We start from the raw sequence: 22140 nt of genomic DNA, 5'->3' as shown, positions 1-22140 counted from the left end.
AAGGCGAGGAGCGACGCCGCGGGACGTCCGTCGTTCGGACGCCCCGCGGCGGTGCTACTTAACAGGGCGGACCGGGTCCGCCGTGGTGATCAGCTTCCGTAGACCTCGAAACCGAACAGGGAGTAGCCCCACGCCGTGGCCCGGGTGGTGCCGTAGATGCGCACGTACCGGGCGGAGTTGCTCAGGCCGGTGTTGTCGTCCTCGCCGCCGTTGCCGCCGGTCACCGACCGGGCGGTGGTCCAGGTCGTGCCGTTGGGCGAGGTCTGGATCTGGTATGCCGACCCGTAGGCCGCCTCCCACACCAGGCGCACCCGGTTGATCGTGTACGTGGCGCCCAGGTCGACCTGGATCCACTGGGGGTCGGAGAACGCGCTGGCCCACCGGGTCGTCGCCGACCCGTCCACCGCGGCCGAGGCCGGGTAGGCGGCCGCCTCCACGCTGGACGCCGTCGCCGGCTTGTTCAGCGCGAGGTTCGTCGACGTCGGCGGTGTGCCGCCGCTGGCGAACGTGAAGGAGTCGATGTCGAACAGCGAGCCCGCGCCACCGGTGAAGACCAGGAACAGGTTCGTCGTCCCCGACGGCGGCGTCACGGTGCCGGTGACGTTGGCCCAGGTCTCCCAGCCGCCGGTCGGCGCGACCGTGGCCGTGCCGATCACCGTTCCGGTCGCCGAACCGGCCCGCAGGGTGAGCGTGCCACCGGCGCCGGCCGACGCGACCCTGGCCGTGAACGACGTGACCCCGGTCAGGTTGTACGGCGTGAACGAGATCCAGTCCCCGTTCTCGACGTACCCGATCGCGTTGCCGCCGTTGGCCGACGGCTTGGCCACGACCTGCACGCCCTGCTGGGCGCTGAAGTGCTCGGCCTGGCGGGTCCGCGGCTGCAGGACGGCCTGCGGCGCGTGGACGGCCGTGGTCGAGCCGACCGGGGTGTACTCCGCGTCGAAGACTCCGAAGATGTTCGCGTTGGCGTCGTGCTCACCGTCCACGGGGGTCTGGATGGTGCCCGAGCAGCCGGTCGCGCTGGTCATCTGGTGGCCGTGGCTGTCGTGGCCGAGGATGTAGTTGATCTTCACCCGGCTGCAGTCGATGGTCGGGGAGTTCGGATCGGTGACGCTGATCTGGAACGGGACCGCGTCGCCGAAGTTGAACACCCGCCCGTTGAGCGGCAGGCTGAGGGTGACCGTCGGTTGCCCGACGCTGATGGTGATGCTCGCCGTGGCGCTGCGACCGGTGTTGTCGCTCACCGTCAACGTCGCCGTGTACGTGCCGTTGGCCGCGTAGGTGAACGACGGGTTGGCCGCGGTCGAGTCGGTGCTGCCGTTCGTCGTGAAGTCCCACGCGTACGTGATCGGGTCGCCGTCCGGGTCGGTGGTCCCGGCCGAGCTGAACTGCACGGCGAGCGGCGCGTTGCCCGTCTTCGGGGTGGCGTTGATCGCCGCGATCGGGGCCTGGCCGGTGCCCGAGTTGTACTCGATCCTGTACACGGCCGAGTTGGCGTCGCCGCCGAACCAGCCGGTGCCGTAGTCGAGCACGTACAGCGCGCCGTCCGGTCCGAACTCCGTGTCCATCACCTGGGTGCCGGTCCAGGTCGGGAAGGGCTCGATCGCGCCCACCCCGCCGCCGGACGCCACGGTGACCGTCTTGATCCACCGTCGGCCGAACTCGCTGATGAACACCTTGCCGTTCATCGACGCCGGGAACTTCACGTCCGAGACGAGCCCGGCGTCGTAGTTGTAGACCGGGGCGCCCATCGGCGACCAGCTTCCGCAGCACAGCTCCGACCGGTCCTGGCCGACTCCGTACGGCAGCCAGGCCGCGCGCGAGGCCGGGAGCTGGGTGATGCCGGTGTTGTTGCGCGAGTTGTTCACCGGCCCGCCGGCGCAGTTGAACGCGGCGCCCGAGGGTCCGGACGGGAAGGTGAAGTCGACGTAGGGCACGTTGAACTGCGAGCAGTACGGCCAGCCGTAGTTGCCGGGCTGGGTGATGCGCTCGAACGAGACCGACGCCGCCGGGCCACGGGTGGCGCTGGCGGTGCCCGAGTCCGGCCCGTAGTCACCCAGGTAGACCGTGCCGGTGGCCTTGTCCACGTTCATCCGGAACGGGTTGCGGAAGCCCATCGCGTAGATCTCGGGCCGGGTGTTCGCGGTGCCGGGCGCGAACATGTTGCCCGCCGGGACGGTGTAGCCGCCGGCCGCGCTCGGCTTGATCCGCAGTACCTTGCCCCGCAGGTCGTTGCTGTTGCCGGCGGTGCGCTGCGCGTCGAAGGCCGGGTTGCGGTCGGTCCGCTCGTCGATCGGCGTGTAGCCGCTGGAGTCGAACGGGTTCGTGTCGTCGCCGGTGGAGAGGTAGAGGTTGCCGGCCGCGTCGAAGTCGATGTCGCCGCCGACGTGACAGCACATGCCGCGGCTGGTGGGGACGTCGAGGACGGTGACCGCGGAGGCCGCGTTGAGGGTGTTGTCCGCGTTGACCGTGTACCGGGCCAGCCGGTTCACCCCGTTGAACGGGGCGAACTGGGCAGCCGTGCCCGAGGCCGGGGCGTCACCGCCCGGAGTGGACAGCGGCGGCGCGTAGTAGACGTACACCCACCGGTTCGACGCGAAGTTCGGGTCGGCCTTGATGCTCTGCAGGCCCTCCTCGTCGTGCGTGTACACCGGGATGGTGAGCGCCACCTTGGTGTTGCCCAGCGCGTCGGTGTAGCGGATCACGCCGTCACGCGAGGTGTGCAGCACGCCCCGGTTGGGCAGGACGGTCAGGCCCATCGGCTCGCCGGTCTCCGCCGCGCCCTTGGCCAGCGTCACCTGGGTGTAGCCGGGCGCCGCGAGCGCCGCGGTCTTCGACGCGGTCTTAGACGCGGTGTTCGGTGCGGCCTGTGCTGGAGGGGCCAGGCTGAAGGCGACCGCCAGTACGGCGACGCCTGAGACTAGTTTTCGTAACATGATCGGTGCTGCTCGCTTCCTGTAGTACGAGTCCATACAGGCGTGCGCCGATCACGCCAACGACGCGGATAGATGAGGGAATCCGTCAGCGACGTCGTTCGGACAAACTGTGACTGCCGCGGGTAGAACAGTCAACAGTTCTCTGTCAGGGGTTGTGAGGCACCTCGCCTTCGAGCGCCGCGGGGTCGGGGCAGCCCGTCAAGCGGCCGCGGGCGGACGCGTTGGAGGGCATCACGAAGGTGACCGTCGCCGGTCGTCACGGGTGACCATGGCGATGGGATGCGGGGTCGCTCCACTCACCGGCCGGAAGGAAGCCGGTAACCGGTGAGCGCCGGTGCCGTCAGCGCCCACCGGTCTCCGACGGCGGGTGACGAGCGGGGCCGGGTCGGCGGAGCGGTCGGCGTCCACCCTCGCCGACCCGGCTATCCCACTTGTGTCGGCGGCGCGGCACCACCTGGCGCCGCGCCGGCCGTCAGCAGATCGCGGTGGGACGGATCAGCAGTCGCATGACGACCTCCAGGCTGTTCGAGGGGGGGGTGATGGGGGTGGGGACCGGCCGATCGCCGACCACAGCGCGGGGTCGTGGTCGGTGGAACTGCGTGATCAGGTGCGGCGGTACGAATGCGGGGTGAGCCGGGGCCGTGGAAACCCGGTGATCGGTACGGCCCGTGCGCCTGTCCGGGTCGCCGTACGGGTGAGGTGGCTCGCTCCCAGCCGCTCCGGCTCCGGCTCGACGGCCGCGCGCACGCGCGGCGATTCGAGCCGGCCGCCGATCTCGGCCTCGGACGGCGAGCTTCGTTGCGCAGGAGGCGAAAAGCGCGGCGTTGCAGTCGCAAATCGCTGCACCTCCTGAACTTTCGCCAACTTTGCGGCATGTTCTGGCGCGATCTTAAAATGTTACGTACGGATTGTCCAGATGTTACGGTCGAATCCGTTGAACTTTTGTCGCCTGCGGGCGAAAGTCCGGTGCCGTTGGTCGAAACTCCGGCGACGCGGCACCGAGAGGCGGCAGGCCGCCGGAGCGTTCGCCCGGGACCGAACGCGGAGTGGCCGCGGTTCGCACGCGCCACCCACCCGTCGCCAGGCACTCGATTCATACGAGCAAACGCATGCTTGACGATCAGGGCGATACGCGATCTCTTAGGTGAAGCGGCCGGGCCTCGTGGAGATCTTGACGCCATCGGCGCGGCATGTTGGGATCTAGATATCCGTTATTTCATACTGATTTAGTAGGAAATGAGGCGGTTGTGAGGATTCTCCGGCGTGCGGCCGCGATGGCCGCGCTCCTGATGGGCGCGGTCGGCATCCAGGTCATCCAGGGCGGAGCGGTGCAGGCGGCCCTGCCCACCGCCGCCGTCGCGCTCGGCGACAGCTTCGTCAGCGGGGAGGGCGCGGGGGACTACCAGCCCGTCGTCGACATCTCCGGGACGGCACAGGCCTTCCCCGGCTGGTCGGCGGCCAACGGCAACGCCTACTTCTGCCACCGGTCGGCGAACGCCTCGTTGTTCAAGGCGTCGTTCCCCGGCATCCAGGACCGCTTCAACCTCGCGTGCTCCGGCGGCCAGCCCGCCGACATCGCCAACCCCTCCGGCGCCCGCGCCAAGGGCCGCGCCGTCGCCTCGCAGCTCGACCAGCTACGCGCCGTCGCCCAGACCCACGACATCGACGTCGTCCTCGTCGGCCTCGGTTCCAACAACAGCCAGTTCACCTTCGGCGACGTGGCCACGGTGTGCGCCAACCGCTTCATCGCCGACGCCTGGACGGGCTGGTGGGAGTTCTGGGCCTACCTGGGCGGCGACGTGCCGCAGGAGCCCTGCACCGTCTCGGATCTGGCCTCCGACGCCGAGGTCGCCGCCGCCACCACCGAGACCACCGCGGCCCTGCGCCAGATCCTCGACACCCTCGCCCAGATCGACGCCGACGGTGTCCACCGTGTCGTCCTGCAGACCTACACCAACCCACTGCCGCTCGACGTCGCCCCGCAGTACCGGGACGAGGACAACCGCACCGACACCCGCGACAAGTTCCGCGCCCTCGGCGCCGAGCGGTACGCCGCCGGCTGCCCGATCCACCGCGCGAGCCTCGCCCCCGGGCACGTGTTCTCCCAGAACCTCGGCTCCCTGGTCAAGAACGCCTACGCCACATTGGCGGCCGAGCGTCCGGCGGCCGACCTGCGCGTGCTGGACGTCCAGAAGGCCTTCGACGGGGCCCGGCTCTGCGAGAACCCCGGCAGTCCGACGGGCGCGCTCGCCACGCCGGTCCGGGTGCAGGACGGGCCGACCGGCACGTACGTCACCAGCCTGTCCGGCTGGGACAAGATCGGGGTCCAGCGGGTGGCGAACACCTGCGTCACCTACTTCCAGACCTGCCAGGAGGCGTGGCACCCCAACGCCGCGGGCCACACCGTCCTCGGCCAGTGCCTGACCGGCGCCCTCATCGCCACGCCCCGCACGATCGTCACGTGCGCCCGGAACGCGAACGGCACGCTCACCGTCTCCTGAGGTCTCCCCTCGATACGCGACGGCGCGCGCCCCGCCTCCGGGTCGCGCGCCGTCCCAGCGGGGCCTCCCACCGTCCTGCGAAACCGGCTCCGCCTGAGGTCGCCCCGATTTCGGTGTCTTTCGGACAGCCCGGCGACAAAGTCCACGCGTGCGTTGATCCTCCGGGCGGCGGCCACGTGCCGCCGCAGACGGTGCGGGCGACCCCGGCTGGTGGGGCCGCCCCGACAGGCATATCCGCCACCACCCACCGGAGATCACACGATGCCCACCCGGCGACCCCTCACCTACCGCGAGTTCGTCGAGCTCGCCGCCGCCGACCCCGCCGTCGCCGGCCTCGTTCTCAAGGGCTCCCGCGCCCACGACGACATGACCACCGAGCACTCCGACCACGACCTGTACGTCGTCCTCGCCGACGGCGCGACAACGGATCTCACCCGGTTCGCCGGCCACCGCACTCCTGAGCTCGACCTCGTCATCGTCTACCTCGCCGAGTTTCGCGCGGCTGGAATGCCTGGCTTCGAGCGCTATGCCCTCGCCCGCGCCCGGATCGTGCTCGACCGGCTCGACGGAGGCATCGCCCGGATCCTGGCCGCCAAGGCGCGGCTCGACGCCGATGAGGCATTCCGGGACTCCGGTGAATGGCTCGACGCCTATGCCAACTCCCTCTACCGCTCCGTCAAGAACGACCGTGACGGACATTCGCTCGCCGCCCGCCTCGACGCCGCCGACAGCGTCCGGTTTCTGCTGGAGCTGCTCTTCGCTCTCGACCGTCGCCCACGTCCCTACAACAAGTATCTGGAATGGGAACTCGCCCGATGCCCGTTGCCCGGCTGGGACACCGGGATGCTGCTGGAGGCCGCGAACCGCATCTCGGGAACGGGCGACGTGTCCCTGCAACGGCGACTCTTCGCCCAGGTCGAGGCAGCGGCCCGACGCGCCGGGCACGGCGCGGTGCTGGACGCGTGGGGCGAGGACCTTGACCTGATGCGACCGCAATAGGGCATACCCCGAAAGGCGCCCGCGCCGCTGTGGCGCCACCCGGGACTTTCGCGACAGACCCCGGCCCTGATCGAACCGCTCCTGATTTTCAGGAGGCCGACCGGGGCGTGGGGCCGCCTGGGAACGGCTCACCGAACGAGCCTTGTCCATCAGCCGGAAAAGAAAAATCCTGGCCACTTTGTGAGTGACCAGGACCTTATTTATATCGGTGTGTCCGAGGGGGGACTTGAACCCCCATGCCCCGTAAAGGGCACTAGCACCTCAAGCTAGCGCGTCTGCCTATTCCGCCACCCGGACGTGGTGCCTGCACGAGAGACCGTCATCCCTCGTCGGCGGACCTTAGGTTAGCAAACTCTTGAGCCCGCGTCATATCGGTAAGCGATCAGCTCCCGGAGGGCTGTGGGAAAGGGCTTCCCGGCGGCAGGATGGAGGGCATAAGCCGCACTGAACGAAGGAGTCGACATGACCGTACTCAATGGTGAGGACGAGGTCGTCGAGCTGTGCCGCGACCTGATCCGGATCGATTCGACCAACGCGGGCGACAACGCCGGCCCCGGTGAGCGGGCCGCCGCCGAGTATGTGGCGGAGAAGCTGGCCGAGGTCGGACTGGAGCCGCAGATCCTGGAGTCGGACAGGGGCAGGGCCAACGTGATCGCCCGCATCGCGGGGGAGGACTCCTCCCGCGACGCGCTTCTCCTTCACGGACATCTGGACGTCGTTCCCTTCAACCCCGACGACTGGACCCACCACCCGCTCAGCGGGGAGATCGCCGACGGCTGCGTCTGGGGACGCGGCGCGGTCGACATGAAGAACATGGACGCGATGATGCTCGCGGTCGTCCGGCAGCGGCTCAGCGAGGGCCGTCGCCCGCCGCGGGACGTCGTGCTGGCGTTCACCGCCGACGAGGAGGCCGGAGGCACGTACGGCGCGCAGTGGCTGGCGGACAAGCACTCGGACCTGTTCGAGGGGTGCACCGAGGCGATCAGTGAGGTCGGCGGGTTCAGCGTCTCCCTCGACGACGCGCGCAGGCTCTATCTCATCCAGGCGGCCGAGAAGGGCATCGCCTGGATGCGTCTGACGGCCAAGGGCCGGGCCGGGCACGGGTCGATGCTCAACAGCGAGAACGCCATCACCGAACTGGCGGAGGCGGTCGGCCGCATCGGGCGTTACGAATGGCCGATGCGGCTCACGCAGACGGTCACGACCTTCCTCACGGAGATCTCCGGGGCGCTGGAGCTGGAGCTCGACCTGGACGACGCCGAGGCGACCGTGGCCAAGCTCGGCCCGCTGGCCCGGATGATCGGCGCCACGCTGCGCAACACCGCCAACCCCACCATGCTGGACGGCGGATACAAGGCCAACGTGATCCCGCAGAGCGCGACCGCGCACGTGGACGGCCGCTTCCTGCCGGGATACGAGGAGGAGTTCTTCACGACCATCGACGAGCTGCTCGGTCCCAACGTGAGCAGGGAGTTCGTTTATCACGACATCGCCATCGAGACCGGGTTCGACGGGGCACTGGTGCGGTCGATGACCGACGCGCTGCTCGCCGAGGACCCGGGTGCGCTGGCCGTGCCGTACACCCTGTCGGGGGGCACGGACCTGAAGGCGTTCAGCAGGCTGGGTATGCGCGGGTTTGGGTTCTCGCCGCTGAGGCTGCCGGCGGGCTTGGACTTCTCGGGCATGTTCCATGGGGTAGATGAGCGGGTGCCGGTGGATTCGCTGCGCTTTGGAGTGCGGGTCCTTGACCGGTTCCTGGACGGAAGCTGACGTTCTCTGGAAACTCATTGTGCTGACTCGTCGTAGTGCTAACGTAACTCTCCGTTGAGGCATGGCTCGTGCTCAAGCGGGCCCGATCAGGAGCTTTGGGAGGTCACGTGGCACGCACGCCGCAGGGGCAGTGGAGGGCGTCCTCGCCCGCTGCCCGGCGCGTGCCCGTGACCGTTCCCGTCGATGAGACGATCTTCGCCCGGGGTGACCGGATGGCGCGGTTCGCGGCCGGCACTCGGCAGATCGTCGGGCGAGTCTTCGCGATCGGCGGTCTTCTGGCCGCCGGATGGCTGCTCGCGATCGTCTTCGGGCTCCTCGGCGCCGCTCCGGCAGCCGCGAACACCACCGCGGAGGCAGGGGCAGCGCGCTCCGGCACCCTCGACACAACCGCTTCCGGATCGGCCCTCCAGGCCGATGATTTCCCCACGGGCAGTGGCATCCTTTCGGCGACCGACACCGCCGAAGCAATGGCGGGGCGAGGCGTGGACGGGCTCACCAGCCAGTCGAAGCCGGGATCTCCGGCCCCCGCCACCGTTGACCACGGTTCTGGCTCGAAGGGATTCGTGCCCCAGACCAGTGGCGGATCCGGCCTCTCAGGACCGGGTCTGGGGGATGTCGCGAGGTTTGTCTACGACCCGCGACTGATGCCACAGCGCGCCCCTCTGGCGTGCGTGCTCCCCCCTGTCGTCCGCACAGCGGCGGACGATCCTTCCTTCTCTCCTGACTGATCGCGGTCTCGCAGACCGGTCTCGCCCTTTCGGGATGACCCCGAAGCTCACGGAGCGTGCCTCAATCCCCGACCCCAGGGGAGCCGCCCCGTCGGCGAGTGACAAGCAGGACGACAAGCAGGCAATCCCCATTCACCGTGACGGTCCCGGAGCTTCCGCTGTGCGAGCTCGTCAGGACCTCGTACGGCTTCACATGCCGTCACGGGATGTCAGGTCCCCCCAAAAAAACGCTAGGAGCTTCAATCATGCGTACGTGGGTTAAGGGCACAGCCCCCGCGGCACTGCTCGCGCTGGGTGTCATGGCCATGGGCAGCGGTACGGCCTTCGCCGACACCATCGGCGACCACTCGATCGGCGGTGGCAACCAGGTCAAGGCACCGATCAAGCTGCCGATCGACATCAGCGGCAACGCCGTCGGCGTGCTCGGAGGTGCGAAGGCCTCCTCCGAGGGCGGAGCCTCCGTCGGGAACGGCGGCGGCGATGGTGGCGGGGCCGGTGGCAACCGTACGAGCGGTGACCACTCGATCCTGGGCGGCAACCAGATCGTCGCGCCGATCACCGCGCCGATCAACGTCTGCGGCAACGCGGTGTCGGTGTTCGGGCGCGCCGAGGCGGGCTGCGAGGGCGGTGCCTCCGTCGGGAACGGCGGCGGCGGTGGTGGGGCCGGCGGTAACCGTACGAGCGGTGACCACTCGATCCTGGGCGGTAACCAGATCGTCGCGCCGATCACCGCGCCCATCAACGCCTGCGGCAACGCCGTGGCGGTCCTCGGCAAGGCCAAGGCGGGCTGCGAGGGCGGTGCCTCCGTCGGGAACGGCGGTGGCGGCGGTGGGGCCGGTGGCAACGTGACCTCCGGGCGGGGCAGCATCCTGGGCGGCAACCAGATCATCGCGCCGATCACCGCTCCCATCAACGTCTGTGGCAACTCCGTGGCCGTCCTGGGCGACGCCTTCGCCGGTTGTGAGGGCGGTGCCAAGGTCACCGGCCGTGACAGGCCGGGCTGGCCGGACGGACCGGGTAAGCCGGGCTGGCCGGGTAAGCCGGGTAAGCCGGGTAAGCCGAAGGGGCCGGGTAAGTCCGGCTACTCCGAGCGCGGCTCACGTCCCGGCGGGCACGGCGCAGGCTCCGGTTGGCAGGGCCCGCGTTCCGGCGGGCACGGTTCGGGCCCCGGCTGGCAGGAGCCCGGCTGGGACATCCCGGGTTCCGGCGCGGGGGGCAACCGCACCTCCGGGCAGGGCAGCATCGCGGGCGGCAACCAGATCGTCGCGCCGATCACCGCTCCCATCAACGCCTGTGGCAACGTCATCGGCAGCGGTCAGGCGGGCTGCCTCGGCGGTTCGTCCGTCGAGAACGGCTGGGGTGGTGGCGGCGGTGGGGCCGGTGGCAACGTGACCTCCGGGCGGGGCAGCATCCTGGGCGGCAACCAGATCATCGCGCCGATCACCGCGCCCATCAACGTCTGCGGCAACGCCGTGGCCGTCCTGGGCAAGGCCTTCGCCGGCTGTAAGGGCGGCGCGTCCGTCAAGAGCTTCGGCGGGGGCGGCGGGGCCGGTGGCAACCGTACGAACGGCGACAACTCGATCCTGGGCGGCAACCAGATCATCGCGCCGATCACCGCGCCCATCAACGTCTGCGGCAACGCCGTGGCCGTCCTGGGTGACGCCGCCGCGGGCTGCCTCGGCGGCGCCCACGTCGGCGGCCCGTCCGGGCACCCCGGTGGTAACGGCGGCGGCCAGGATGGCTGGAACGGCGGTTGGAACGGCGGCGGCCAGGGCGGCCACGGCGGCGACTACGGACACAGGGTCGGCAAGCAGCGGACCAGCGGCCTCATGTCCGCGTCCCCGTTGACCCCCGCCTCCGAGGCCAAGGACACAAGCGGCGTCGCCCGCAAGTCCGGTTCCGCCCTGTCCTCGCTGCCCGTCGTCGGTGGGGTGCAGGATGCGGCCAAGCTGCCGGAGCTGCCCATCATGGGAGCGGCGCAGGACGTGGCGGGTCTGCCCGCCACCTCCGGAAGCGCTCAGGCTCCGGAGTCGCAGGGCTCTTCGGCGGTGGACTCCGTGACCAAGCTGGCCCCCTCCACCCCGCTCGACGGCGTCGTGCCGCTCGGTGACGTCGGCCTGATGAGCGCCGCTCAGCCCGTCGGCATGACCGGGATGAACTCCGGCTCGCTGCTCGCCCTCGTGCTCGGCGCCATGGCCGCCGCCTCCGCGACGCTCTTCGCGACCACCCGCCGCATCCGCCTCGGCCGGAAGTAAGGCATTAGTAACTCATTGGACATGTCTCCTCAAGTCTATTGAGGAAGACACACAGACGCTTTGCCGGTGGCGGGGGAGGATAGCCGTACCCTCGAGGTGCGACATCCCCTCGCCCGGTTGAGCACAGAAGCTTTGCCCGTTCCGGGGGCGCGGCCCGGGGCGGGCAAAGCCATGTCCGGGGTCACATCGTCCTGGTCACACGTATGATCTTGCGACGCAGTCGAACGTCCCGGCGGCCGTCGGGATACAGTCGCAGACGGTCGAGTTCCCAATCACCGTATTCTGCATGTTCGGTCAGTATCCGTCGGGCTGCGTCCCGGGAGGTGCCTCGCGGAAGGTGGAGAACCAAGTAGGAGTAGTCGAGCACAGCGATTAGTCTCCGAGGGTGAGCTGGGGGACGTCGATACTCATAGGGCTTTATTCTGCGTCCTTGCGGCTTTCCTTGGGAGTGCCCCCGACCCAGATCGGGTAACCCGAGTGAAGGAAAACGGGGAACGAATGCGAACAGCGAGGTAGGAAGCAGCGTGCCAGCCAAGAACGGCAACGCCGGCGGAACCCGCCTGGTGATCGTCGAGTCGCCTTCCAAGGCGAAGACCATCGCCGGGTACCTCGGCCATGGCTACATCGTGGAGTCCAGTATCGGACATATTCGCGATCTCCCCGAGAAGGCCGACGACATCCCGGAGAAGTACAAGGGCGAGTCCTGGGCGCGACTGGGCGTCAATGTGGATCATGAGTTCGAGCCTCTCTACGTTGTCAATCATGACAAAAAGGCGCAGGTGAGCAAGCTCAAGCAGCTGCTCAAGGACGCCGACGAGCTCTATCTCGCCACTGACGAGGACCGGGAGGGTGAGGCGATCGCCTGGCACCTCCGCGAGGTGCTCAACCCCAAGGTGCCGGTCCACCGCATGGTGTTCCACGAGATCACCCCGCGGGCGATCCAGGAAGCCGTGGCCAATCCGCGCGACCTGAACCTGCGGCTGGTCGACGCCCAGGAGACCAGGCGCATCCTCGACCGCCTCTACGGCTACGAGGTCAGCCCGGTCCTGTGGAAGAAGGTCAAGCCCCGCCTGTCCGCCGGTCGCGTGCAGTCCGTGGCGACCCGGCTGGTCGTGGAGCGCGAGCGCGAGCGCCTGGCGTTCACCAGCGCGAGTTACTGGGACCTGCAGGCGCTGTTCGACACCGGCCGCGACGAGGTCCCGCACGAGTTCACCGCCACGCTGACCGGCGTGGACGGCAAGCGCGTCGCCCAGGGCCGTGACTTCGCGAGCAACGGCACGCTCAAGGGCACCGGCGTGCTCCACCTGGACGAGCAGGCCGCGCAGGCACTGGCCGGACGGCTGGGCAGCACCTCGTACAAGGTCAACTCCGTCGAGCGCAAGCCGTACACCCGCAAGCCGTACGCGCCGTTCAGGACGACCACGCTGCAGCAGGAGGCCAGCCGGAAGCTCGGCTTCTCCGCGAAGTCCACCATGCAGGTCGCCCAGCGTCTGTATGAGAACGGCTTCATCACCTACATGCGAACCGACAGCATCACGCTGTCGGAGACCGCCGTCGCCGCCGCCCGCAGCCAGGCCATCAAGCTGTACGGCGCGGCGTACGTGCCCGACAAGCCGCGCACCTACGCCAGCAAGGTGAAGAACGCCCAGGAGGCGCACGAGGCGATCCGTCCCTCGGGCGAGGAGTTCCGGACGCCGGGCGAGACCGGGCTGAGCGGCGACATGTTCCGCCTGTACGAGCTGATCTGGCAGCGGACCGTGGCCTCCCAGATGAAGGACGCGGTCGGCGAGTCGGTCACCGTCAAGGTGGGGGGCACGTCCAGCTCGGGAGAGCTGGTCGAGTTCAGCGCCTCCGGGCGGACCATCACCTTCCACGGCTTCCTCAAGGCCTACGTCGAGGGCGCGGACGACCCGTCCACCGACCGCGACGACTCCGAGAAGCGCCTGCCCAACCTGGCCGAGGACGACCGCCTCACCGCGGCCGGGCTCAACGTGCTGTCGCACGCGACCAAGCCGCCGTCCCGGTACACCGAGGCCTCGCTGATCAAGGAGCTGGAGGACCGGGAGATCGGCCGCCCGTCGACGTACGCGTCGATCATCGGAACGATCCTGGACCGCGGTTACGTGTTCAAGAAGGGCACGGCCCTGGTGCCGTCCTTCCTGGCGTTCGCGGTGGTCAACCTGCTGGAGCAGCACTTCGGCCACCTCGTCGACTACGACTTCACCGCCGACATGGAGAAGGTCCTCGACGACATCGCCAACGACCGGGCGGAGCGGGTGCCCGAGCTGCACCGGTTCTACTTCGGCGTGAACGGTGACGAGGGCCTGAAGGAAATGGTCACCGACATCGACGAGATCGATGCCAAGGAGATCAGCTCCTTCTCGATCAGGGACACCGACATCATGATCCGGGTGGGCCGCTACGGTCCCTACCTGGACCGTGACGGTTCCCGGGTGAACGTGCCCGAGGACCTGGCCCCCGACGAGCTCACGGCCGAGAGGGCCGAGGAGCTGTTCACCCGCTCGTCGGGCGATCGGGAGCTGGGCAAGGACCCGATCACCGGCCACGTGATCGTGGCCAAGGACGGCCGCTACGGTCCCTACGTGACCGAGATCCTCCCGGAGGAGGCGCCGCCGGCCGAGGGCAAGAAGAAGACGAAGAAGGCCGACGTCGTCAAGCCGCGCACCGGATCGCTGCTCAAGACGATGACCCTGGACACCATCACGCTCGACGACGCGCTGCTCCTGCTCTCGCTGCCCCGGACGCTGGGGGAGATCGACGGGCAGGAGGTGACGGCGCAGAACGGCAAGTTCGGTCCCTACATCAAGAAGGGCACCGACTCGCGCTCGCTGACGTCCGAGGACGAGATGTTCACGGTCACCCTGGAGCAGGCCAAGGAGCTGTTCGCGCAGCCCAAGGCCCGGGGCAGGGGCCGCGCCGCCGCCGCGCCCCCGCTGCGCGAGCTCGGTGAGGACCCCGTCTCCAAGAAGCCGATCGTGGTCAAGGAGGGTCGTTTCGGCCCGTACGTGACCGATGGTGAGACCAACGCCTCCCTGCGCAAGGACGACGAGGTCGAGAAGGTCACCACCGAGCGCGCCGCCGAGCTCCTCGCCGACCGCCGCGCCCGCGGCCCGGCGCCCAAGCGCCCCACCCGCGCGAAGGCCAAGGCCTGAGCGGAAGGCCGGACGGGCTGAGCCGGAACGGCTGAGCCGCCGAGCCCACGCGGAGACCTCAAGGTCCCGAGACCGCAGGGTCAAAAGGCGCTGAGCCTTGGGACCCTGCGGTCCGGAGACCGCGGGGTCAAAAGCCCTGAGATCCCGAGACCTTGAGGGAACGCATCCGTCGTCCCGCACGTTCTTCGCAACGCGCCGGGTACGGCCGGCGGACGCGAGGGGTGGGTACGTGGTGGGCTTCGTGACGCTGATCCTCGGGGTGGTCACGCTGGTCCACTACTACCTGTGGCGTCGGCTGATCCGTTCGACCACGCCGCCCGGGCGGGTTCGCCGGGTGCTGACGTGGATCCTGGCCGGTCTCGGGGTGCTGGCCCCGTTGACCCTCGTCGGCTCCCGCAGCGGGTGGGGGCACTTCCTGGCCTGGCCGGGGTTCTTCTGGATCGCGGTGATGTTCTACCTGTTCGTGTTCCTGCTGGTCCTGGAGATTCCCCGGGCGGCGGCCGTACTGGCTCTGGGAGCGTTCGAGCGCCGGGCCGACCGCCGGATCCCACCGTCGGTCGCGGCCCGTCGCACCACCCGGGCCGCGACCCTCGCCGATAGGTCCGTGCCCGCCGGTCAGCCCGTATCGGCCGATCAGCAGGCAGCCGGGCGGCCCGTGTCCGTCGGCCGGTCGGTGCCGGCCGATCAGCGGGTGACCGGTCGGTCCGTGTCGGCCGGTCAACCCGCGCCCGTCGAGCAGCCCGTGCCCGCCGCCCGCGAGGTGCGGCCGGACGGCGGCTCGAAGGCCGGGCCGGGCCTGATGGACCGCAGGCTTTTCATCGCCCGTACGGCCGCCGCCGTCGCCGGGGTGGGAGCGCTGACCACGGTCGGGACGGGGATCAGGACCGCCCTGGGCGATCCGGTGATCGAGTCGGTCAAGGTCGCCCTGCCCAGACTGGATCCGCGCCTCAGCGGCCTGCGGTTCGCCGTGGTCAGTGACATCCACCTCGGCCCGCTCACGGGCGTGGGGCACACCGAGCGGATCGTCCGCATGATCAACTCGCTGCGGGCCGACGTGGTCGCCGTCGTCGGGGATCTGGTCGACGGCACGGTGGCCGAGCTCGGCCCGCTGGCCAGGCCGTTGAAGAGCCTCGAGTCCCGCTACGGCGCCTATTTCGTCACCGGCAACCACGAGTACTACACCGCCAACGGCCCCCAGGAGTGGATCGAGGAGCTCCGCGGGCTCGGGGTCCGCCCGCTCGGCAACGAGCGCGTCGAGATCGCGCACGCGGGAGCCGTGCTCGATCTCGCCGGGGTCAACGACGTCAACGGCGCCGCCTCGGGCGACGGCCCCGACTTCGAGCGGGCGCTGGGCGGCCGAGACCGTTCACGCTCCACGGTCCTGCTCGCCCACCAGCCGGTCCAGGCCTCGGAGGCGGCCCGGTACGGGGTGGACCTCCAGCTGTCCGGCCACACCCACGGGGGGCAGATGGTCCCCTTCAACCTGGTCATCCCGCTGCAGCAGCCGGTGGTCTCCGGCCTCGGCGAGGTGGACGGCACCCAGGTGTACGTCACCCGGGGCGCGGGCTTCTGGGGACCGCCCGTCCGGGTGGGGGCTCCGCCCGAAATCACCCTTTTGGAGCTCCGAAACTAGAAATTACCGAAACGTTGAATACCGAAGATTGATTTTCGCAGGCGTGACCTGCGAGGTACGGGCCGGACGTACTACCCTCATGCGACGACAGCCGGGTATATCCGCCTGGCCAGTGTTTTCCCCAGCCCAGCGAGCATCTGGATACGCTGACACTATGACCACCCTCGGCCGGAACACCGCGCGCCGCAAGCCCCCCCACGTGCTGGCCAATGCGCCGTTCCGCAAGCTGTGGACGGCCATGTCGGTGTGCAGCCTCGGAGACTGGCTGAACCTCCTGGCACTGACCGCCCTGGCGGGCAACCTCACCGCCGGAGAGGGCTACAAGTTCCAGAGCCTGGCCATCGGCGGTGTCTTCGTCGCGAAGATGCTCCCGGCCATCGTGCTCGGCCCGCTCGCGGGCGTGTTCGCCGACCGGTTCGACCGGCGGCTGACGATGTTCTTCTGCGACCTTCTGCGCTTCGCGCTGGTGCTGTCGATCCCGTTGATCGGCAGCTACCAGTGGGTGATCATCGCCACATTCCTGGTCGAGTGCGTCAACCTCTTCTGGGTCCCGGCCAAGGACGCCACGGTGCCGAACCTGGTGCCCAAGGAGCGGCTGGAGGAGGCCAACCAGCTCAACCTCCTGGTCACGTACGGCACCGCCCCGATCGCCGCGCTGCTGTTCGCGGTGCTGTCGGTCGCCGACGACGCCCTGGCCAACCTGGTCCCGTTCCTCGCCGGGCGTGACACCTACCTCGCCCTGTTCATCAACGCGCTGGCGTACCTCGTCTCGGCCGTCATCATCTTCTCCCTCAAGGACATCCCGAAGAACCACAGGGACGCCGCGGCCCCCACCCCGTCGGTGCTGCGGCAGATCGTCGAGGGCTGGCGGTTCGTCGGAGGCAACCGGCTGATCCGGGGCCTGATCATCGGCATGCTCGGCGCCTTCGCCGCCGGCGGCGCGGTGGTCGGCGTGGCCAAGATCTATGTGGACGCGCTGGGCGGCGGCGACGCGGCCTACGGCGTGGTCTTCGGCGCGGTCTTCGTCGGCATGGCGTCCGGCATGTTCTTCGGGATCAAGCTCCTGAAGGAGCTGTCCCGCCGTCGGCTGTTCGGGCTGTCGATCATCGTGGCCGGGCTGATCCTCGTCGCGATCGCGCTCGTCCACAACCTGGTGATCGTCGTCCTGCTGACCGTGCTGCTCGGGGCGTGCGCGGGGATCGCCTGGATCATCGGCTACACCATGATCGGGCTGGAGGTGGACGACAGCCTGCGGGGCCGTACGTTCTCCTTCCTGCAGTCGCTCGCCCGGGTCACCCTGCTGCTGGTGGTCGCGGTCGCCCCGACGCTCGCGGGCCTGTTCGGCAGACGCGTGATCATGGTCGGCAGGGAGGCGGTCTACCAGTTCGACGGCTCCAACCTGGTGCTGGTGATCGGCGGGCTGCTCGCGTCGATCGTCGGGATCGTCGCGCTGCTACAGATGGACGACCGCAAGGGCGTCCCGATCGTCTCCGACCTGATCTCGGCGGTGCGCGGGGAGCGGTTCACGCCCGAGGAGACCGAGCAGGCGCGCGGGATGTTCATCGCGTTCGAGGGCGGTGAGGGGTCGGGGAAGACCACCCAGTCCCGGCTGCTCGCGATCTGGCTGCGCGACCAGGGCTTCGACGTCGTGCAGACCAGGGAGCCCGGCTCGACCAAGGTGGGCATGCGGCTGCGCGCGATCCTGCTGGACGCGGTGCACCAGGGGCTGTCGGCGAGGTCCGAGGCGCTGCTGTACGCGGCAGACAGGGCCGAGCACGTGGAGAAGGTCATCCGGCCGGCTCTCTACCGGGGCTCGATGGTGATCTCCGACCGCTACGTGGACTCCTCGCTGGCCTACCAGGGCGCCGGGCGGGCCCTGGACCGGGCGGACGTGGTGAGGATCAACACGTGGGCCACCGGCGGGCTCGTCCCGGACCTCACCGTGCTCATCGACACGCCGCCCTCCGTCGGCCTGGCCCGGCTGGGCGGGGCCGCCGACCGGATCGAGGCCGAGCCGCTGGAGTTCCACGAGCGGGTGCGCCGCGAGTTCCGCTCGCTGGCCGCCGCCGAGCCGGATCGCTACGTGGTCATCGACGGAACGCTGCCCCAGGACCAGATCTCCCTGCTCATCCACGACCGGGTCCGCGAGCTCCTGCCCGACCCGGTGCCGCAGGAGTCCGAGGACATCACCGGGACGATGCCCGCGATCCGCGACTGAGGTCGGCGGTAGGTTAGGCGCGTGGGAGTCTTCGATGACCTTGTGGGGCAGGAGCGGGCTGTCGTAACGCTCCGCCGGGCGGCGGCGGCGGGAGCCGACCAGCTGACCGGCGGGCGCGGGGCGGGGATGACCCACGCGTGGCTGTTCACCGGGCCGCCCGGATCGGGTCGTGAGGAGGCCGCGCGGGCGTTCGCCGCCGCGCTGTTCTGCCCCGACCAGGGATGCGGCCACTGTGACATGTGTCACCAGGTGGCGATCGGCTCCCATCCGGACCTGGAGATCGTCCGGCCGCAGGGGCTCTCATACGGGATCAAGGACACCCGCCAGCTCATCCTCCGTGCCGCCGGGGCGCCGACGCTCGGCCGCTGGCGCATCGTGCTGTTCGAAGACGCCGACCGAGCCACCGAGGGCGCCTCCAACGCGCTGCTCAAGGCGATCGAGGAGCCGCCGCCGAAGACGGTCTGGCTGCTCTGCTCGCCCTCCCCGGACGACATGATGATCACTATCAGGTCCCGCTGCCGGTTGGTCACGCTTGTCACACCGCCCACCGCCGCCGTCGCCCACGTGCTGGCCACGCGCGAGAACGTGCCGCCGGCGATGGCGGAGTTCGCCGCCAGGGCCGCCCAGGGGCACATCGGCAGGGCTCGCAGGCTGGCCCTGGACGAGGAGGTGCGCAAGCGCCGAGACTCGGTGCTCGCCATCCCCAAGTCGCTCACCGGTGTGGGGGCGTGCGTCATGGCCGCCGAGCGACTGGTGAAGACCGCCGAAGAGGAGGCCGCCGCGGTCACCGCGGTGCTGAACGAGTCGGAGATCACCGAGCTGCGCCAGATCTACGGGGAGGGATCCTCGGGCAAGGGGCTCAACAAGGGCCTGATCCGGGGCGGAGCCGGAGCACTCAAGGATCTCGAGGATCGGCAGAAGTCCCGGGCCACCCGGACCAAGCGCGATGTCATCGACTCGGCCCTGCTCGACCTGGTGGCGTTCTACCGCGACGTGCTGGCCATGCAGTTCGGCGCGCACGTGGAGCTGGCGAACGAGGATCGCCGGTCCGACCTGGATGACCTGGCCCGCTCCTCCACCCCGGAGGACACCCTGCGCAGGATCGACGCGATCATGCGCTGTCGCCGGCGGCTGTCCGCCAACGTCAACCCGCAGATGGCCGTGGAGTCGATGACCATCTCACTGCGGCAGCCCTGGCTCTGACCCAGTCGCGAACGCCTGGCTCCGAAGAATCGGAGAGGCGCCTTCCGCGCCATTGAGGCCGAGTTCGTCAGCGTTATGTCGGGCTCCGAGCCAATCAGTTGAAATTTGAAGTACAGGGTTGCCTTTATCGGCAAGTTTGTAGTTTCGCTCTAAGCGATCCCAGGTGGCTTTCGCCTTTCCGGTGATGCGGGCCGGACAATTTCGCCCGATGCAGCCGTACCTCCCCCTGGGTCTCCGGGGTGATCAAGGGGCTCACCGGCATGTTCGCGTCGAGCGCGCTCCTGGCGGCGATCGCGGGCCGATCGCGCGAGGTTCGGGTGGCGAACCGGAGCCGCATCTGGGATCGAGTGACTCTTATCAACTGATTTCAAGTTGAGTGGAACCATTTCAGGCTAATTCCCCTCAAACTGTCGGTGTGGATCGTTAGAATTCCGAGCAAAAATCGATTCATTCGTTATAAATCGACTTGACAGTGTCCTGCTCCGTGGGGATGAGCAGGGAAGACCGGGGGACTTTTGGTGAGCATTGGAGCGCGGCACGGAGTGGCGGCGTCTGAGGTCAGACGGGCCGTCACCAGTCGCGTGGACAACGACGACACGCTGAGGGTCGAGTGGCCGGAGCCGGATGACGGAGAGATCATCCTGCGGCACGCGGAGACCGGGCAGGAACGCGGGACGGTGGACCTCGGCATGCTGTCCGCCGGCGTCTGGACGGCGTCGCTCGGGGGAGAGCCCGTTGCCACCGACGACCCGGGCTTCTCGCTGGATGGACTGCAGGCCTATGCCCAGACCCCTCGCAGCCGGGAGATCAGGGCGTTTCGGACACCGGCTGGAACGCTCGCCCTGACGGTCCGCGAGGTCGAGCCGTACATCGAGGTGACCGGGGTGGTCGCGGACGACGGCGTGATCGAGATCGAGGGCGTGATCGCGTACGGCGAGCCGGTCCATGGACCGGCCAGGCTCGTGGCCGTGGCCAGGAAGGGGCCGGAGCCGGTGAGCGGGCCGGCGAGCTTCCTCGGACGGCGGTTCACCGGGAGCGTCCAGATCGCGCCGCTGGCCGAGGCGCAGGTGAGGCGGCGAGTCTTCTGGGATCTGTACGCGGAGGTCGCCGATGTGCGGATGCCGCTGGCAGCCCGCCTTGACGACGTCACCGACAAGAAGAACAGGATCCGCTTTCCCGCCCAGCGGGAGGGACGGGTGAGGGTGCGGCCCTACTACACCGAGACCGACAGCCTCGCCGTCGCCCTCAGTATCGAGGAGGAAAGCTCGTGAAGATTTCCTTCCTGATCCTCAACGCCTACGGCATGGGCGGAACGATCCGGGCCACCTTCGACCTCGCCACCGAGATGTCCGAGCGGCACGACGTCGAGATCATCAGCGTCTTCCAGCACGCCGACCTGCCCTTCCTGCGGCTGAGCCCCAAGGTCCGGCTGCGCTCGCTGGTGGACCTGCGGGAGGGCGCCAGGGTCCGCTGGCCGTACACGAAGAGGGCGGAGCGGCTGAGCCGGCAGGAGAGCGCGCTGATCCACCCGGAGGAGCGCGCCTATGCCTCCTTCAGCGCCTGGAGCGACGACGTGCTCAGGCGCGAGCTGCGGCGGCTCCGTACGGACGTCCTGGTCACCACCCGGGCCGGGCTGAACATCATGGCCGCGAGGTTCGCGCGCAAGCGGGTCGTCACGATCGCCCAGGAGCATCTGCACTTCGAGGCCCACCTGCCCGGGATCTTCGAGGAGATCAAGGAGTGGTACCCGAAGCTGGACGCGGTGGTCACCCTCACCGAGGCCGACGCGCAGGACTATCGGACGATGCTCGGCCAGGCGCCGACGCGCGTGTTCACCATCGGCAACGGGCTGCCCGGCGGGCCGCGTCCCCGCTCCAGGCAGGAGAACCGGGTCGTGCTGGCCGCGGGGCGGCTGGTGCCGGTCAAGGGATATGACCGGCTGCTGAAGGCGTTCGTCCAGGTGGTCAAGGAGCGCCCGGACTGGAAGCTGCGGATCTACGGCGAGGGCCGGGTCAGCGACAAGCTGATCAAACTGTCCGTCAAGCTGCGGCTGCACAACAACGTCACGTTCATGGGCCCGACCAGTGACATCGAGGGCGAGCTCGCCAAGGCCTCGATCCACGCGGTCAGCTCCCGGTTCGAGGGCTTCGGCATGACCATCATCGAGGCGTTCGCGTGCGGGGTGCCGGTGGTCAGCTTCGACTGTCCCCGGGGGCCACGGGAGATCATCACCCCGGGGTACGACGGGCTGCTGGTCCCCGCGGACGACGTGGACGCCCTGGCCGACGGGCTGCTCCAGATGATCGAGGACGAGGAGGGCCGCCGCCTGATGGCCGCGAACGCCCTCCAGACGGCCAGGGGCTATGACATCTCCATGATCGCGGACCGCTGGGAGAAGTCCTTCGCCGAACTCGGACGCTGACGCCGGGGCGTGCACGGCGAACTCCCGTGTTGGAGCGGTCCGCATGGTGGGCGGAGCCGTGTGCGCCAGGTCGCGGGATCGTTCGGCGGCGTGGAGCCGTGCCCGGGTGGAGCATGCGAGCCGGGGTGCGAGAACGCTTGATGGGCGGAGCCGTGTCCGAGCGTGCATTGGACGCGGAGTCGTCGATGAGACGGAGCCGTACTCGGGTGGAGCATGTGAGCTGGGATGCGGGGATCGTTTGATGGGCGGAGCCGTGCCCGAAGGCAGGCTGGGGCGCGGAGATCGTTGATGGGCGGAGTCGT

General features: G+C 69.2%; 13 protein-coding genes and 1 tRNA gene. 11 read left to right on the top strand and 3 right to left on the bottom strand.

Annotated features, from left to right (window positions below):
- Positions 1–89: 89 nt before the first annotated feature.
- Positions 90–2936 (bottom strand): carbohydrate-binding protein, encoded by a 2847-nt coding sequence (locus DKM19_RS45955; RefSeq protein WP_110704898.1) that lies wholly within the window; start codon positions 2934–2936, stop codon positions 90–92.
- Positions 2937–4183: 1247 nt separating this feature from the next.
- Here DKM19_RS45955 and DKM19_RS45950 point away from each other — a divergent pair.
- Positions 4184–5437 (top strand): hypothetical protein, encoded by a 1254-nt coding sequence (locus DKM19_RS45950; protein ID WP_110704897.1) that lies wholly within the window; start codon positions 4184–4186, stop codon positions 5435–5437.
- Positions 5438–5698: 261 nt separating this feature from the next.
- Positions 5699–6436 carry a hypothetical protein gene (locus DKM19_RS45945; protein WP_110704896.1) on the top strand — a complete coding sequence of 246 codons (738 nt, stop codon included), beginning with the start codon at positions 5699–5701 and terminating at the stop codon, positions 6434–6436.
- 211 nt (positions 6437–6647) lie between these two features.
- Here DKM19_RS45945 and DKM19_RS45940 read toward each other — a convergent pair.
- Positions 6648–6733, bottom strand: a tRNA-Leu gene (locus DKM19_RS45940).
- 165 nt (positions 6734–6898) lie between these two features.
- Here DKM19_RS45940 and DKM19_RS45935 point away from each other — a divergent pair.
- The 3 genes from DKM19_RS45935 to DKM19_RS52690 all read left to right on the top strand — a co-directional run bounded on the left by DKM19_RS45935 (position 6899) and on the right by DKM19_RS52690 (position 11189).
- Positions 6899–8206, top strand: coding sequence for a M20/M25/M40 family metallo-hydrolase (locus tag DKM19_RS45935; RefSeq protein WP_110704895.1), 1308 nt, complete (start codon positions 6899–6901; stop codon positions 8204–8206).
- Between the two features lie 107 nt (positions 8207–8313).
- A complete protein-coding gene (locus DKM19_RS45930; RefSeq protein ID WP_110704894.1) occupies positions 8314–8934 on the top strand; it encodes a hypothetical protein in 621 nt (206 codons plus the stop codon).
- A 245-nt stretch (positions 8935–9179) separates the two neighbouring features.
- Complete coding sequence (locus tag DKM19_RS52690; RefSeq protein WP_162642272.1) at positions 9180–11189, top strand: chaplin family protein; 2010 nt, start codon at positions 9180–9182, stop codon at positions 11187–11189.
- A 181-nt stretch (positions 11190–11370) separates the two neighbouring features.
- On the opposite strand, the gene DKM19_RS52370 is transcribed toward DKM19_RS52690, so the two are convergent.
- A complete protein-coding gene (locus DKM19_RS52370; protein ID WP_084195129.1) occupies positions 11371–11556 on the bottom strand; it encodes a DUF5703 family protein in 186 nt (61 codons plus the stop codon).
- Positions 11557–11713: 157 nt separating this feature from the next.
- Here DKM19_RS52370 and topA point away from each other — a divergent pair, with 157 nt between their 5' ends.
- From topA to DKM19_RS45890, 6 genes are all read left to right on the top strand, one after another.
- Positions 11714–14362, top strand: coding sequence for a type I DNA topoisomerase (gene topA / locus DKM19_RS45915; protein ID WP_110704892.1), 2649 nt, complete (start codon positions 11714–11716; stop codon positions 14360–14362).
- 229 nt (positions 14363–14591) lie between these two features.
- Positions 14592–15995 carry a metallophosphoesterase gene (locus DKM19_RS45910; RefSeq protein WP_110704891.1) on the top strand — a complete coding sequence of 468 codons (1404 nt, stop codon included), beginning with the start codon at positions 14592–14594 and terminating at the stop codon, positions 15993–15995.
- Positions 15996–16149: 154 nt separating this feature from the next.
- Positions 16150–18213 carry a dTMP kinase gene (gene tmk / locus DKM19_RS45905; RefSeq protein ID WP_110704890.1) on the top strand — a complete coding sequence of 688 codons (2064 nt, stop codon included), beginning with the start codon at positions 16150–16152 and terminating at the stop codon, positions 18211–18213.
- Positions 18214–18234: 21 nt separating this feature from the next.
- Complete coding sequence (locus DKM19_RS45900) at positions 18235–19416, top strand: DNA polymerase III subunit delta' (protein ID WP_110704889.1); 1182 nt, start codon at positions 18235–18237, stop codon at positions 19414–19416.
- Positions 19417–19934: 518 nt separating this feature from the next.
- A complete protein-coding gene (locus DKM19_RS45895) occupies positions 19935–20687 on the top strand; it encodes a hypothetical protein (protein WP_162642267.1) in 753 nt (250 codons plus the stop codon).
- Complete coding sequence (locus DKM19_RS45890) at positions 20684–21838, top strand: glycosyltransferase family 4 protein (RefSeq protein WP_110704887.1); 1155 nt, start codon at positions 20684–20686, stop codon at positions 21836–21838. The genes DKM19_RS45895 and DKM19_RS45890 overlap by 4 nt, the downstream gene beginning before the upstream one ends.
- The last annotated feature ends 302 nt before the right edge of the window (positions 21839–22140 follow it).

Source organism: Streptosporangium sp. 'caverna' (genome assembly GCF_003203775.1).
Taxonomy (GTDB): domain Bacteria; phylum Actinomycetota; class Actinomycetes; order Streptosporangiales; family Streptosporangiaceae; genus Streptosporangium; species Streptosporangium subroseum.
Note: the sequence above shows the minus strand (reverse complement) of the source record. Positions and strands in the feature narration are given on the sequence as shown.

Excerpts from the sequence above, each read along its gene's own strand:
- DKM19_RS45955 (WP_110704898.1), bottom strand. The coding sequence starts at position 2,936 with ATGTTACGAAAACTAGTCTCAGGCGTCGCCGTACTGGCGGTCGCCTTC.
- DKM19_RS45945 (WP_110704896.1), top strand. The coding sequence starts at position 5,699 with ATGCCCACCCGGCGACCCCTCACCTACCGCGAGTTCGTCGAGCTCGCC.
- DKM19_RS45935 (WP_110704895.1), top strand. The coding sequence starts at position 6,899 with ATGACCGTACTCAATGGTGAGGACGAGGTCGTCGAGCTGTGCCGCGAC.
- DKM19_RS52690 (WP_162642272.1), top strand. The coding sequence starts at position 9,180 with ATGCGTACGTGGGTTAAGGGCACAGCCCCCGCGGCACTGCTCGCGCTG.
- tmk (WP_110704890.1), top strand. The coding sequence starts at position 16,150 with ATGACCACCCTCGGCCGGAACACCGCGCGCCGCAAGCCCCCCCACGTG.